13 protein-coding genes are annotated in these 14,077 nt (G+C 71.3%); 2 read left to right on the top strand and 11 right to left on the bottom strand.

The annotated features are described in order from the left end of the window. Positions 1–103: 103 nt before the first annotated feature. From CUC05_RS09495 to CUC05_RS09485, 3 genes are all read right to left on the bottom strand, one after another. Positions 104–2,395 carry a ThuA domain-containing protein gene (locus tag CUC05_RS09495; RefSeq protein ID WP_108665868.1) on the bottom strand — a complete coding sequence of 764 codons (2,292 nt, stop codon included), beginning with the start codon at positions 2,393–2,395 and terminating at the stop codon, positions 104–106. 63 nt (positions 2,396–2,458) lie between these two features. Further along, entirely contained in the window at positions 2,459–3,490 is a 1,032-nt protein-coding gene (locus CUC05_RS24260; RefSeq protein WP_114476310.1) for a cupredoxin domain-containing protein, read from the bottom strand. Positions 3,491–3,495: 5 nt separating this feature from the next. Continuing rightward, entirely contained in the window at positions 3,496–5,052 is a 1,557-nt protein-coding gene (locus tag CUC05_RS09485; RefSeq protein WP_157965405.1) for a PQQ-dependent sugar dehydrogenase, read from the bottom strand. A gap of 257 nt (positions 5,053–5,309) precedes the next feature. Between CUC05_RS09485 and CUC05_RS09480 the strand changes: the two genes are divergently transcribed. Further along, on the top strand, positions 5,310–6,350 hold the full coding sequence (locus CUC05_RS09480) for a sugar phosphate isomerase/epimerase family protein (protein WP_157965404.1): 1,041 nt from the start codon (positions 5,310–5,312) through the stop codon (positions 6,348–6,350). Between the two features lie 39 nt (positions 6,351–6,389). Here CUC05_RS09480 and CUC05_RS09475 read toward each other — a convergent pair whose 3' ends face one another. The 5 genes from CUC05_RS09475 to rplM all read right to left on the bottom strand — a co-directional run bounded on the left by CUC05_RS09475 (position 6,390) and on the right by rplM (position 11,122). Further along, a complete protein-coding gene (locus CUC05_RS09475; protein ID WP_157965403.1) occupies positions 6,390–7,541 on the bottom strand; it encodes an ROK family transcriptional regulator in 1,152 nt (383 codons plus the stop codon). A gap of 128 nt (positions 7,542–7,669) precedes the next feature. Next, positions 7,670–8,662, bottom strand: coding sequence for an ROK family protein (locus CUC05_RS09470; protein ID WP_108665864.1), 993 nt, complete (start codon positions 8,660–8,662; stop codon positions 7,670–7,672). Positions 8,663–8,792: 130 nt separating this feature from the next. Further along, positions 8,793–10,133 (bottom strand): phosphoglucosamine mutase, encoded by a 1,341-nt coding sequence (gene glmM, locus CUC05_RS09465; protein ID WP_108665863.1) that lies wholly within the window; start codon positions 10,131–10,133, stop codon positions 8,793–8,795. Between the two features lie 79 nt (positions 10,134–10,212). Then, on the bottom strand, positions 10,213–10,674 hold the full coding sequence (rpsI, locus tag CUC05_RS09460; protein ID WP_108665862.1) for a 30S ribosomal protein S9: 462 nt from the start codon (positions 10,672–10,674) through the stop codon (positions 10,213–10,215). Positions 10,675–10,690: 16 nt separating this feature from the next. Further along, positions 10,691–11,122 carry a 50S ribosomal protein L13 gene (gene rplM / locus CUC05_RS09455; RefSeq protein WP_108665861.1) on the bottom strand — a complete coding sequence of 144 codons (432 nt, stop codon included), beginning with the start codon at positions 11,120–11,122 and terminating at the stop codon, positions 10,691–10,693. A gap of 386 nt (positions 11,123–11,508) precedes the next feature. Between rplM and CUC05_RS09450 the strand changes: the two genes are divergently transcribed. Then, positions 11,509–12,090 (top strand): type 1 glutamine amidotransferase domain-containing protein, encoded by a 582-nt coding sequence (locus CUC05_RS09450; protein ID WP_108665860.1) that lies wholly within the window; start codon positions 11,509–11,511, stop codon positions 12,088–12,090. Positions 12,091–12,185: 95 nt separating this feature from the next. Here the strand turns inward: CUC05_RS09450 and CUC05_RS09445 are convergent, their stop codons facing one another. Genes CUC05_RS09445 through rplQ form a run of 3 tightly spaced genes read right to left on the bottom strand, consistent with a single transcriptional unit; the run spans position 12,186 to position 14,067 of the window. Further along, positions 12,186–12,452 (bottom strand): hypothetical protein, encoded by a 267-nt coding sequence (locus CUC05_RS09445; RefSeq protein ID WP_108665859.1) that lies wholly within the window; start codon positions 12,450–12,452, stop codon positions 12,186–12,188. A gap of 40 nt (positions 12,453–12,492) precedes the next feature. After that, the gene (truA, locus tag CUC05_RS09440; RefSeq protein ID WP_108665858.1) at positions 12,493–13,314 is read right to left on the bottom strand and encodes a tRNA pseudouridine(38-40) synthase TruA; all 822 of its coding nucleotides are present in this window, start codon (positions 13,312–13,314) and stop codon (positions 12,493–12,495) included. A 9-nt stretch (positions 13,315–13,323) separates the two neighbouring features. Continuing rightward, a complete protein-coding gene (rplQ, locus tag CUC05_RS26025; protein WP_108665857.1) occupies positions 13,324–14,067 on the bottom strand; it encodes a 50S ribosomal protein L17 in 744 nt (247 codons plus the stop codon). Positions 14,068–14,077: the final 10 nt, after the last annotated feature.

Genomic DNA, 14,077 nt, shown 5'->3' with positions numbered 1-14,077 from the left:
GGTCGGCTCTTCCCGTGTGACGAAGTGGTGTCGCCGCAGGGCTTCGACGCCGACCCCGTCCCTTCCTGCCGTCAGCACGATATTTGTTGATCCATCCTCGTAATCAGCTGGTGTGGCCCAGGCGGGTGGCCGCGTCGGTGCAGATCGCGTCGTCGACGAGGGCTCCGCAGACGAGCGGGACCGCGCCGTCACCGTCGGTGCCGATCCAGTTCGCGGTCTCGGCCGGCAGGCGGTCGCCGTCGGCGAGGACGATCGGGCCGGGGTGGGAGGATCCGGCGGCGACGAAGCCCTCGGCCCACGCGGCGGGGTCGCCGCCGTCCAGCAGCAGGATCCCGTCGGCAGTGCCGGCCGACGCGACGTCGAGCACGTCGGTGGCCACGGCGACGGCGGTGCCGAAGCGGGTGTCCCCGGCGATGCGCTCGACCATGACGTCCATGTCGGCGAGGTCCTGCACGACCCCGTCGCCGACGGCGGCCTCGCCACCGACGACGACCACCTTGGCGGTGCCCCTGGCGCGAAGCCAGTCCGCGACCTCGGGTGAGAGGCGGCCGCTGTCGGTGAGCAGGATCGGGCGTCCGTCAGCGGCTGCGGCACGACCGGCGGCGAGGGCGTCGGCGAACGCCGCCGTGGGGTTGCCCTCGACGCCGTGGGCCCGAAGGACCAGCGGGACCTCGTGTGGGTCCTCGACCAGCTGGTCGGCGACCGCGAGGGCGGTCAGGACGCGGGTGTCGCCGGCCACGCGGTCCACGGCGATGCCGAGGTCCTGCAGGTCCTCCACGACGCCCGGGCCGACGGCGGCCTCGCCACCGAGGATGGTGACGGTGGTGATGCCGAGGGCCTGCAGCCGGTCGGCCGTCTCGGGGCTCAGCGACACGCGGTCGGTCAGCAGCAGGGGGGCACCGCTGGACTGGGCGGCGCCGGAGGCGAGGGCGTCGGCGAACTCGTCGTCGCGCGCCAGGAGCGCACACGCGCAGGCCGGGTTGTCCTCCTCGGCGTTCCAGCCGAGGGCCAGGTCAGTGGGACGTCCGCTGGTCGCGGTGATCCGGGTGACCCCCGGGATCACCGGGTCGGTCGGGTCGGTCGGGTCGGTCGGGTCGGTCGGCTCGTCGGCCACGACGGTGGCGACGATCGTCGGGGCCCGGGTGCTGGTGGCCAGCATGTTGTCGCCGGTCACGTGCAGGTACGCGCAGTGCGGGACGTCGGAGATGACGACCTGCTCCTGCGTGGCGCCGGTGTTGGTGTCCGAGCCGTACCAGCCCCATGCGGTGGTGACGCCCAGGTCGTAGTCGTCCGTGGGGTTGGGGATCTCCAGGGTCAACGTCACCTCGGCCGTGGCCGCGCGGACCGAGGACAGGTCGAGGATCCACGTCTGCGCGCCCCAGCCGAGGCCGCCGACGATGCCGGCCGCGACCTGCTGGGTGTCACCGTCGACGGTCAGGGCACGTGCGGCGCCGCTGACCTCCCACGTGCCGTTGTTGCGCTCCTGCAGCTCGGGGACGACGCAGGACTCGCCGATCGTGTCGACGTCGGCAGGCGGCGGCGTGGGGGCGGGTGGCAGCGGCTCGTCGCCGGCCAGGCACTCGGTGTCCAGCGGCACCTGCGACACCCAGTCGACGCCGTTGATCAGCGCGGTCTGGAACGCCGGGTCCAGCCAGGTCGTGTCGGAGTGCCCCATGTTGTTGTAGTAGACGCGGCCGCGGTCACGGAAGGTCTTGGTCCAGGCGACGGGCTGGTGGTGTTCGTAGGGGGTGGGACCGTCCTGGATGCCCTCGTCGACGGTCTCCTCGTCCAGGCTCAGCAGCACGTTGGTGTCGCCGAACTCGCGTGGCAGGGACACGCCGTCGATGCCCTTGGCGCCGCGCCAGCGGTAGTACTCGTCGGGGAAGGTGAAGCGATCCTGTCCGTCCCAGCCGTCGGTGATCGGGTCGTCGGTGTCCTCCACGATCATCTCCGGTGCACCGGATCCGGCGTTCTGCGGGTGACTGTCGAACTGCGCGCCGAACAGCTCGGCGTGTTCGGCCCACCCGTAGTTGGCGTCCAGCGCCGCGTGGAAGCCGACGGTCCCGCCGCCGCAGCCGGCGAAGCGGATGATCTCCTCGCGCTGGGATTCGCTCATCGGCGGCTTGCCGGTGGTGGACACCCACATCAGCACGTCGTAGTTGGCGAGCACGTCGGCGGTCAGCAGCGCGGGGACCTCGGTGATGGTGACGTCGAAGTGGCCGGCCTGCGACATCTCGAGCAGGGTCCGCTGGGCCTGGGTGATGCTGGGGTGCCGGAACCCGTAGGTGCCCGTCCAGACGAGCACGTTGGGCACCTCCTCCTCCTGGGCGGTGACAGGCGTGATGGCGCCGAGGACGAGCAGGGCGACAAGCAGCAGCTTGAGGAAATGACGCATGGCTGGCTCCGTGGGGAGTGGGATCTGGGAAGGGGGTGGGCGGTGCCGGGTGGCAGCGCTGGGTCAGCTGACGACGACGGTGCCGCGCATCGACGGGTGGAACCGGCAGACGTACTCGTAGGTGCCGGGTTCGGCGAAGGTGACCCTGAAGGTGGCCCCTGCCGGACCGTCGTCGGTGGCCTGCAGGTAGCCGGAGCGGATCTGGGTCGTCCCGTCCCACGGGCCATCCGGCGCGTCGGGCAGGGCATCGGCCGGGGTGGAGTGCACCAGCTCCGGCGGTTCGTCGAATCCGAGGACGACGTCGTGGGGTGCTCGGGCGGTGGACGTCCACGTGACGGCCTCGCCGGCGGCCACCGTCACGGTGGCCGGCCAGAACGCGTTCAGGCGGGTGGTGTCGCTGCCGGGCGCGACCAGTACCTCACCGGCGGTCGGTTCGGCGGGCACGACCGAGTCGGGGGCGTCGGGCAGGGGTGCCTCGCCGGCGGCGGGGTCCTCGGTGGGATCGTCGGTGACGACGACGTCGACGGTCAGCTCGGGATGCAGCGCGCAGACCAGCCGGTGGGTGCCGGTCGTGATGTCGTCGGACAGCGGGACCTCCCGGGTCTCCCCGGGCAGCATCGCCCCGGTGGACCAGTAGTCGGTGCCGTCCCACGCCGACGGACCGTCGATCGGCAGGATCGGGCACTCCCCGACCGCACCGTCGGGGTCACCACCGCGGCACGAACCCCAGACCGGCGGGTTGGGGATCGCCCCTCCAGCGCCGGCCACGAACACCGGCGGCGGGCCGTTCGTGCCCGCCACCACCAGGGCGTGGGTCACCGTGCCCTCCGTGCTCGCCTCGGCCGCCGCCCGACCCTCCATGCCCTGGTTGGCGTTGGTGATCGCGATCGTGTCGCCGGGTCGGGCCTGCACGTTGACGCCGCGGACGGCCAGCAGGACCTCGGTGCCACCGTCGATCGCCACGGCACGGATCGTGGGCTCGGCCGCGGGGCCGTCCGAGCAGCCGCCGAGGACCAGCAGCAGCGCGAGCACCACGACGCCCACGCAGACACGACCGACCCCCGGCACGCGCACTCCGGGGGTCAGGAACGCCATCGTGGTCAGATCAGCTCGCGGGAACGAGCGGGGAACAGCAGCACGAGCAGCGCCGCAGCCGCCAGGGCGATGGGGGCGGTCGCGTCGCTGTCGGCACCCGCGTCGGACGGCAGCACACCGTCCAGCAGGCCGCGGGGCACGATGCGGGCGATCGAACCGCCGGGGGCGTTGTAGAAGCCTGCACCGTAGTTGGCGACGTACACCGCGCCGTCCGGACCGATCGTGGCGTCGATGGGACCGGTCAGCGATCCGAGCAGGGCAGGGGCCATCGCCGTGGTGTCCAGGGTGGCCGTGTCGCTGTCGAAGGGCACGGTGACCATGCTGTTGCGCGAGAACTCCAGCATCAGGAACTGACCCTGGTAGGCCTCCGGGAAGGCGTACTCGCCATCCCCGTCGTAGCGGTAGACGGGGCCGGCGATCGCGGTCCGGGTGATGCCGTGCGCCATCGCCGGGAACGACAGGTCGGGGTGGTAGGTGTAGTGGATCTGGGCCGGCACGGTGTCGGCGCAGTCGAACGGCTCGCCGGGGTTGTCGGCGCCGAACGCGTCGTACTGGACGTAGGCCTCGGCGTCACCGATGCACATCGGCCAGCCGTGGTTGCTGCCACCGCCGGCGGGAACGACCTCGACCTCGTCGTGGCCCTCGGGCCCACGGGCGGCGTCCGGTCGCTGGGCGTCCGGTCCGACGTTGCCGACGACGATCGCCTGGCTGACCGGATCGACGTCGATGCGGTAGTTGCTGCGGAAGCCCATCGCGTAGACGTAGGGGTCGTAGGCGGCGTCGCCGACGTGCGGGTTGTCGGCGGGCACCAGCGACCCGTCGCCGTCGAGGTCGTCCACGTCGAGGCGCAGGATCTTGCCGCGACGGTCGGCGGGGTTCTGCGAGGTCCGCATCGCGTTGAAGGCGTCGCGGCCCTCGTTGGCGTCGTGCGGGGAGAAGCCGTTGGACTCGTGCGGGTTGGTGTCGTCGCCGGTCGACAGCACGACGGTGCCGTCGGCCAGCCACTCGATGTCGCCGCCGTAGTGGCAGCACTCGTACCACTCCGTGGCGTTCTCGAGGAGGACTTCCTCGCTGGCCAGGTCGAGGGTGCCGCCGGTCATCGTGAAGCGCGACAGGCGGAAGATTCCCTCCTCGGCGGGGTCTCCCCCGGCGTCGGGGTGGTTCGGCGTGACCGGGGCGGTGCCGAGCGACCCGGGGACGGAGTAGTAGGCCAGCAGCTGGCCGCCGTCGGCGGAGAAGTCGGGGTAGAGCAGAAGGCCGTGGAGCCCGCCCTCCTCCAGGGGAACGTCCTCGGTGGGGCAGCCGGCGCACTGGTTGGCCGAGACGGGAATGACGCCGGCCTCGGTCTGGGTGCCGTCGGCCGTGATCCGGTTGATCGCGCCCTTGCGTTCGGCGAAGACGATGGTGCCGTCGTCGGCGACCTCGACGATGGTCGGGTCGGACACGTCGGTCGTGATGGACTCCACCGACAGGTCGAGCAGACCGGTCGCCGGGAGCTGGGCCTCGGCCGCTCGACCGAAGTCCAGCTGGAGTGCCGCCAGGGACAGCAAGGCGGTGGCCACGGCCACTCGTCGGAGTGAAGGCTTGCGCATGGAGAACATCGGCGGGTCGGCTCCTCGATCGATCGCACACCGTCGGCCACGGGTGCTCCTGCTGTTGGTGTTCTCCGTCCGGCACGAGGATTCCTGCTGTCCGATCGGAAAATGTTGGATGGCGGGACAAACGTGGCAGGAGTTGCCGTCCACCACGTCGAAGGCCATGCACGGACGTGGGTCCTTCTCCCACGTCCTCGAGCCGAGAACGACGAGGAGTGGCGAACATGTTCGACCGCAGCGCAGCCGTGAGCCGACGACGCCTGATGGGCCTTGGTGCGGGGGTGATCGGCGCGGCAGCGATGCAGGCCGTTCCCGGCGCCACGCCGGTCCGGGCCGAGCCCCGCGAGGGCCACTACGAGATGCCGATCGACGACGGCGCGATCGTGCCGCGCGAACGGATCGGGATCCAGCTGTACACCCTGCGGGCCACCGTCCGCCAGCTCGGCTACGAGAAGGTCTTCAGGCGCCTTGCCGCCATCGGCTACACGCAGGTCGAGTTCGCGGGCTACGAGTCCGAGGACCCCACCGGCCTGTCCCGGGCGGGTCTGAAGGAGCTGATGGAGGAACACGGCCTGACCCCGGCCGGTGCCCACATGCAGGGCGCGCTGAGCGACGCGACGATCGACGACCACATCCAGCAGGCGCTGGACCTCGGGGTGCCCGCGATCGGCCAGGCCTCCCTGCCGACCACGTTCGACCAGGCCACCGTCGACGGGTGGAACCGGTGGGGGGCGAAGGCCGCGGACGCCGGCCTGACCTTCTACCTGCACAACCACTCCGGCGAGCTGCAGACCACCGACGCCAACGGGAGGACCCCCTACGAGCGCTACATCGAGGAGACCGACCCCGACGCGGTGTCCTTCGAGCTCGACGTGTACTGGGCCTTCAACGCGACCGTCGCCAACCCGTCGCTGGACCCGGCGCAGCTGGTCATCGACCATGCGGACCGCTTCGTGCTGTACCACGTAAAGGACGGGCACGAGCCGGGCAGCCGGGCCCCTGACGTCACCAACCCGTTCGGCGTGGTCTTCGGCGGTGCCGGCTACTCGATGACCCATCTCGGGCAGGGCGACATCGACTACGAGACCTTCTTCAACCGCATCCGTGCCGCCGACATCTCTGCCGGGCGTCCGGCCGACGGCCGCCACCGCGGCTACATGCTGGAGAACGACAACACCAACGGGCAGGCCGACACCAAGGAGGCCTGGGTGACCGCCGTCACGGGGCAGGCGTGGATGGCGCACGGCCTGCGCGTCGTGGACTGACACCTCCCGCTGGGCCGCAGACGAGCGCCCGCCGCGAGGTCAGGCGGCGGCGGGGCTCCGCGCGGGGTCCAGCAGCAGGGGCTCGAGCGCGATCTCCAGCGCCCCGAGCAACGCCGAGTCCTCCTGCAGGGCGGCAGGGACGATCGTGACGCCCGACCGGCTGGGTGAGAGGGTGTGCTGGGCGATCTCGGCGTCGATCCCGGCTTCGAGGAAGCCGAAGGCGTCGGCGAAGTAGCCGCCGAGCACGATCCTGCGAGGGTTCAGCAGGTTGACCATGCCGGCCAGTCCGCGTCCCAGGCGGACACCGATCTCGTGGAGGGCCTGCCGGACGCCCTCGTCCCCGTCCGCGGCGGCGGCGATGATCGTGCGGACGGCCTCGGAGAGGTGGTCGGTGTGCTCGTGGCCGGTCAACGACAGCAGGGCCAACGCGCCGGTCTCGGCCTCCAGGCACCCGACGCTGCCGCACCGGCAGCCGGTGGCGTCCGGGCCGGTGTTGACCGGGATGTGGCCGATCTCCCCGCTGTAGCCGTCGGCGCCGAGCTGCAGGCGACCGGCGATGATGGTGCCGCCACCCACGCCGATCTCGCTGGACAGGTAGATCAGGTCGTCGACCCCGACGCCTGCCCCGCGGAGGTGCTCGGCACGGGCGCCGAGGTGGGCCTCGTTGGCGACGAATACCTCGATGCCGTCACCGAGGTGGGCGGCGAGGTCGGCGCCGAGGTTGACCTCTCGCCAGCCGAGGTTCGGGGCGAAGTGCACGAAGCCGTCGTTGGCACGCACAACTCCCGGAGCGGCGATGCCGACGGCGTACAGGTGCTGGGACGGCAGCAGGTCGGCGATGACCTCGTCGAGCAGGTCGCAGAGCTCCTCGAGGGTCTCGGCGTAGGGACGGCCGTCGTTGTTGGTCTCGCGATGCACGCGGGAGACGAGCGTGCCGCCGATCCCGCCGATCGCGACGGTGAGCCACTTGGTGCCGATGTCGACGGCTGCCGCCACGACGTGGTCGGTCGAGGCGCGCACGAGCGGCGAGGGCCGACCGGCGCTGCCGGTCGCCTCTGGTTCGCCCTCCTCGACCAGGCCGCACTCGACCAGCTCGGCGACGAGCGCACCGATGGTGGAGCGGTTCAGGCCGGTGGCGGCGGTCAGGGCCGAGCGGGACTGTGGCCCGCCACGGTGAACTCGACGCAACACGGTCGCGAGGTTGTGCCGCCTCAACGAGTCCCGCGTCGCGCCCTTCGTCGCATCTCGTGCTGGGGCGACCATGGAGGCAGAGGCTAGCACCGGGTCGAGCGTGGGCTCGGCAGCTGCCGACAGCGGCGTCATGCCCGGTCCGCGGCCAGCAGTGCGGCACCGATGACGCCCGCATCGTTGCCCAGCCGAGCCGGCACGACGGGCACCTCCGGGCGCCGCTGGGCACCGAGGACATGGGTCCACATGGTGGCACGGGCGGTGTCGAGCAGGAGGTCGTCGGCTTCGCCGAGCCCACCCCCCACGACGATCATCTCCACGTCGAGCAGGTTGACGACGCTCGCCATGGCCACCCCGAGGTCATGGCCCAGCTGGTCGAGCAGCGCCACGGCCAGTGCGTCCCCGTCGCGGGCGGCCCGGGTGATGACGTCACCGGTGAGGGTGCGGATCTCGCGCAGCGGCGAGCCTGCCGGTGCGCGCCCGTCGGCGACGGCCTCGACGGCGAGGCTGCGCAGGGCGGTGCCCGAGCAGTAGGCCTCGACCTCACCGGGGATGCCGCTCGGGCCGATGCGCTGGTCGGCGCGGATGATCATGTGCCCGAGCTCGGCGGCGAAGCCGTGGCTGCCCCGGAAGAGCCGGCCGTCGAGCACGAGGCCGCCCCCCACGCCGGTGCCCAACGTCACCATGGCGAGGTTTCGGTCGACCCCCCGCCCCGCCCCCATGCGGAACTCCGCCCAGGTGGCGGCGGCCGCATCGTTCTCCACCACGACGGGCACGCCGATGCGCTCGGCGAGGGCACTTGCCAGGGGGAAGGACTTCAGGGCGACGTTGGGACCTGCCGCGATGACCCCCTCGGCGGTGACCATCCCGGGATAGCCGACGCCGACCGCAGTGGCACCGGTGGCGGGCATGACGCTGGTGGCGGCGGCGACGATGGCGTCCAGCAGCAGGTCGGGGTCCGACGGCGTGGCCTCGCGATGGCGGCTGGTGATGGTGCCCTCGGCGACGAGTCCGGCGGCGATCTTCGTTCCTCCGACATCGATGCCCACGGCGGTCGAGTGGGCGGTCGTGTCGGGTCCACGATGCTCCTGCAACGCCTCGGCGGTGTCGTGCAGGCGATGCATGTCAAAGCTCCTCGGGTGGCGATCCTGGCGGCGGTACGCGGGTGATCACACCACGCTCCACCTATTTTCGCCTATGACGCAACGAAATCCTGCATCGACCCGGATGTTTCGTTGATGCGGTCGACGCCCGCTACACGGCGGGCAGTCGTTCCCGGACCACTTCCGCCAGGTCCTCGGCGTGCTGTCGGGCCTCGACCATCGACGCGGCCTCGACCATGACCCGGACGATGGGTTCGGTGCCGGAGGGCCGCAGCAGGACCCGCCCGGAGCCCTCGAGCGTGCGCTCGACGGCGGCGACCGCGTCCCACACGGCGGTGGCCCCCTCCAGTGCGTCCTTGTCCACGCCGCGAACGTTGACCAGGGTTTGGGGCAGCCGCGTCATGATCGACGCGAGCTCGGCCAGCGAGGCCTTCTGGGTGGCCATCGCGCGCAGCAGGAGGACCGCCGAGAGCACGCCGTCACCGGTGGTGGCGTGGTCGCTGGCGATCAGGTGGCCCGACTGCTCGCCGCCGAGTCGGTACCCGGATGCCTGCATGCCTTCCAGGACGTAGCGGTCGCCGACCTTGGTCTGGATCACGTCGATCCCGAGGCGCTCCATGCAGTGCATGAAGCCGAGGTTGGTCATGACGGTCGTGACGACCCCGTCCAGCCCGGTGAGGGACTGTTCGTGGGCCGCGAGGATGGCCAGCAGCTGGTCGCCGTCGACGATGTCGCCCTCGGCGGTGCAGGCCACGATGCGGTCGGCGTCGCCGTCGTGGGCGATCCCGAGGTCCGCGCCGTGGGACACCACGGCCTTGGCGAGGTGCTCGGGGTGGTTGGACCCGACGCCGTCGTTGATGTTGGTCCCGTCGGGGATCGCCGCGATCGCGGTGACCTGTGCGCCGAGGCGGCGCAGCACCGTGGGGCCGACGCTGCTCGCGGCCCCGTTGGCGCAGTCCAGCACGATGTGGAGGTCCCGGAGGTCGATGCCGTCCGCGACGGCGACCAGGTGGGCGATGTAGGCCTCGACGGCGCCGGGAACGTGCCGCTTGCGACCGATCCGGGTGCCCGTCGGCCTGTCGGAGTCGAACCGCTGGAGCAGCTCCTCGACACGGTCCTCCTCCTCGTCGGTCAGCTTGTGCCCGGTCGGTCCGATGAGCTTGATGCCGTTGTCGGCGACGGGGTTGTGGCTGGCGGAGATCATCACACCGGCGTTGGCCCCGAGGGTCGAGACGAGGTAGGCCACGCCGGGGGTCGGCAGCACGTCGAGGACGACGGCGTCACCGCCCGCGGAGCACACACCGGCCGCCACGGCCGACTCCAGCATCTCGCCGCTGGCCCGGGGGTCGCGGCCGATGATGATCCGCGGCCGGGGTGCGCCCTCCTCCCGGAGGGTACGCACGAGCGCACGGCCGATGCCGAGCGCCAGCTCGGGGGTGATGTCGTCGTTGGCGACGCCACGGACGCCGTCGGTGCCGAAGTACTGTCCCATCGGGTATCCCTTGTATCGCGTGTTGGGTCCGGAACGGCGAAACGGCCGCACCCATCGGGTGCGGCCGTCTCGACGTGTCCTAGCGCTTGGAGTACTGCGGCGCCTTGCGGGCCTTCTTGAGGCCGTACTTCTTGCGCTCGACCTGGCGGTCGTCACGACGCAGCAGGCCGGCCTTCTTCAGCGGCGGACGCCAGGACGGCTCGGCGGCCTCGAGGGCGCGGGCGATGCCGTGGCGCAGGGCGCCGGCCTGGCCGGAGATGCCACCGCCGTGGATGCGGGCGATGACGTCCCACTCGCCGAGGCTCTCGGTGGCGGCGAACGGCTCGTTCACGGTCATCCGGAGCACGTCGGTCGGGAAGTAGTCCTCGATCGTGCGGCCGTTGATGGTGAACTGGCCGGTACCGCGGGTGAGGCGGACGCGGGCCACGGAGCGCTTGCGGCGACCGGTGAAGATCTCACGGGTACGGCCGGTGGGCGCGGCGGCGACGGACGCGTCGTCGGCGACCGGCTGGAAGTTCTCGAGGGATTCGAGGCTGCTCATGAAGAGATCCTTGGGGCTAGCCAGCGGCCAGCGGCTGGGGGTTCTGGGCGGTGTGGGGGTGCTCGGCACCGGCGTACACCTTCAGCTTGCGCAGCTGCTTGCGGCCGATGGTGTTCTTCGGGAGCATGCCCTTGACGGCGTTCTCGATCAGGCGCTCGGGGTGACGCTCGCGCATCTCACCGATGGGCATGCCCTTGATGCCGCCCGGGAACCCCGAGTGGCGCCACGCCCACTTGTCGCGGCCCTTGTTGCCGGACAGCTCGATCTTGTCGGCGTTGATGACGATGACGAAGTCACCCATGTCCATGTGCGGCGCGAAGGTGGGCTTGTGCTTCCCGCGCAGGACGTGGGCGATCCGGGTCGCGAGGCGACCGAGGATCAGGCCTTCGGCGTCGACGATGTGCCACTGGGGGTCGATGTCGGCGGGAGTTGGGGAGAACGTACGCATGTTGATCGTCCGATGATGATCGGGGGGGTCTGGGCTGCTCGTGGCCGTGGACGACCGGTGAAGGGCGTCACCGAGTCTCCTCGGGCGACGAGCGAAGTGGTGCTCGGGGAAGTACCGGAAGGTGCGCCCGTCGCTGGGTCTGCGGGGAGACACCCCACAGCGGCGCCATCGGCGCGGATGGAACAGAGTACAGCGACGCCACGCGATCCTGCAACCGCCATCTGGCACGCGGAACCCGCCGACCACTCGGCCGCCCGGCCACCCGTCGAGATGGGCGACGGGGAGGGCGATGCCTGCGGAATGCAACGATACCGGCCGTCGGGATGTTCGACGTGGAGCTGCTGCGGGGTAGGCCTTGTCCTACGCAACCTTCGAGGAGGCTCCCCATGCAGACCCATGACCTGACCGGACTCACCATCGCCATCGTCGCCACCGACGGGGTGGAGCAGGTGGAGCTGACCCGGCCGCGAGAAGCACTGATCGCCGCCGGCGCCGACACCGAGCTCATCAGCCTCGAGGCGGGGACGATCACCGGGTACAACCACCTGACGGCGGCCGACGACTTCGACGTCGACGCCACCGTGGGGGCCGCCGATCCGGCCCGCTACCACGGGCTGCTGCTGCCGGGTGGTGTCGCCAACCCCGACGCGCTCCGCATGAACGACGAGGCCGTCGCGTTCATCAAGGCGTTCGCTGACGAGGGCAAGCCGGTGGCCGCCATCTGCCACGCGGCGTGGACGCTGGTCGAGGCCGACGTCCTGAAGGGCCGGACCCTCACGTCCTGGCCCAGCCTGCAGACCGACATCCGCAACTCGGGCGCGACGTGGGTCGACGAGGAGGTCGTCGTCGACGGCAACCTCGTGACCAGCCGCAAGCCCGACGACCTCGATGCGTTCTGCGACGCCGCGATCGAGGCGTTCGCCAAGGCCGGCGCTGCTGACCCCAACCCCGCCCTGATCGCGCCGTAGGCACGGCCATGTGACAGTCCGACGCCCCCGACCGGTTCGGTCGGGGGCGTCGGTGCGTGTGGCGGGGGTGCAGGCCGCCACACGTGTGCGACGGCCTAGTGCCTCCGGGAGTCGGTGTTCGCCTGCGACTCCTCGACGTGGGCACGCCGTTCGGCGATCACATCGTCCTCGGCGGGGGTGTCGTCATCGGGCGCCGGGCTCGACCGGCCGGGCTCGACGGGGTTCATACCGGTCTGTCCGGGGCCGCCGGGCCGGTCGGCCTTGTCCATGTCCGTGTTGTCCTCGGGCGCCGAGTGGTCCTCGCCCAGGGCAGGGTCATGGGGCTCCGGGGTCGACGGGTCGTCGCGGTGGGGGTTGCGCATGGCGACGTCCTACCCACCGCGGCGATGCCTCAACCCTGCGTCACGTCGATCGTGGCGGGCCGTACCGCACCCCGACCAGGGACAGTCCCTGCGGGGGCGCAACGGGTCCCGCCTCGCTGCGATCCCGCGCCGCGAGCAGCTCGGCGAACCATTCCTCCGACCGGCGGCCCTTGCCGACCTCCACCAGCGACCCGGTGATGGCGCGGACCTGCTGATGGCAGAAGGCGTTGGCGGCGATGCGCAGCAACACGAGGCCGGCCGGCCGGGAGCGGCGAACGGTCAGGTGATCCACTCGCCGGGTCAGCGGCGCCTCGACGGTCCGCCCGTCCTTGAGGCGCAGCACGCGCTTGCGGCAGAACGAGTCGAAGTCATGGGTCCCGACCAGCGCCTGGCCGGCCCGTTCCATCGCCTCGACGTCCAGTCGCTCGCCGACGTGCCAGGTGTCGTGAGCCAACAGCGGCGGCATGACCGGGCGTTCCCACAGGCGGAAGCGGTACCTCCGCTGGGTGGCGGAGTGCCGGGCGTCGAAGGTCGACGGGACCCGAACGACGCGGGCGACCGCGATGCTCGGTCCGAGCATGCCGTCGAGATCACGCCGGACCCGGGCCAGGTCGTCGAGGCGCCGCCATCCCGCGGGCGCGTCGACGTGCACGGTCTGGGCCTCGGCGTGGACGCCACGGTCGGTGCGACCGGCGCAGGTCGTCTCGGCCGGGGCACCCTGGAAAAGCCGATGCAGGGCGTCCTCGAGGACGCCCTGCACCGTGGTCTGGTCCGGCTGCCTGGCGAACCCCGCGTAGGGGGCGCCGTCGTAGGCGAAGTCGATCCGCAGCCGTACGGTCGACTCGACGTCGGTGGACGTCACGACGGAGGACTACTCCTCCTCGTCGGCCGCCTTGTCAGCAGCGTCGGAGTCGGTGTCGGCCGTGGCGTCCTCGTCCTCGGCAGCGTCCTCGTCGGCCTCCGCCAGACGGGCGTCGACCTCCTCGGGGCTGACCTCGGTCTCGTCCTCGGCGCGGGCACCCTCGTCACGGGCCAGGGCCCGCTCGGTGATGCGACCGGCGTCGAGCGCCTCGTCGCTGGCATCGTCCTGCGCGGCCGTGGGGGCCTCGTAGTCGTCGCCGAAGTCGCCGGAGTCCTCGGCAGCCAGGATCGCCTGCTCGCGCTCACGGGCCGTCTTGGACAGGTTGTTGCGACGACGACGCAGCGACCAGCGACGGGTGGGGGCCTCGGTGAGCGAGGACTCGCCCTCGTCGGTCTCCACGATGTCGACCAGCTCGATCATCGCCATCTCGGCGCCGTCACCCTTGCGGGGACCAAGCTTGACGACACGGGTGTACCCGCCGTTGCGCTCGGCAGCGGCCGGACCGATGTCGGCGAACAGCTTGTGGACGACGTCCTTGTCACGGATGACGGTGAGCACCTGGCGCCGGGCGTGGAGGTCCCCACGACGGGCGAAGGTGATCATCTTCTCGGCGAGCGGCTGGACCGTCTTCGCCTTCGTCTTGGTGGTGGTGATGCGACCGTGACGGAACAGCTCCGTCGCCAGGTTCGACATCATCATGTTGTGATGCTTGGCACCTCCGCCGAGGCGGGTGCCCTTCTTCGGAGTAGGCATGGTTGTTCGT

The sequence above is a fragment of the Euzebya rosea genome (assembly GCF_003073135.1).
GTDB classification, from domain to species: Bacteria; Actinomycetota; Nitriliruptoria; order Euzebyales; family Euzebyaceae; genus Euzebya; species Euzebya rosea.
This window is presented reverse-complemented; position numbering and strand designations above follow the sequence as displayed.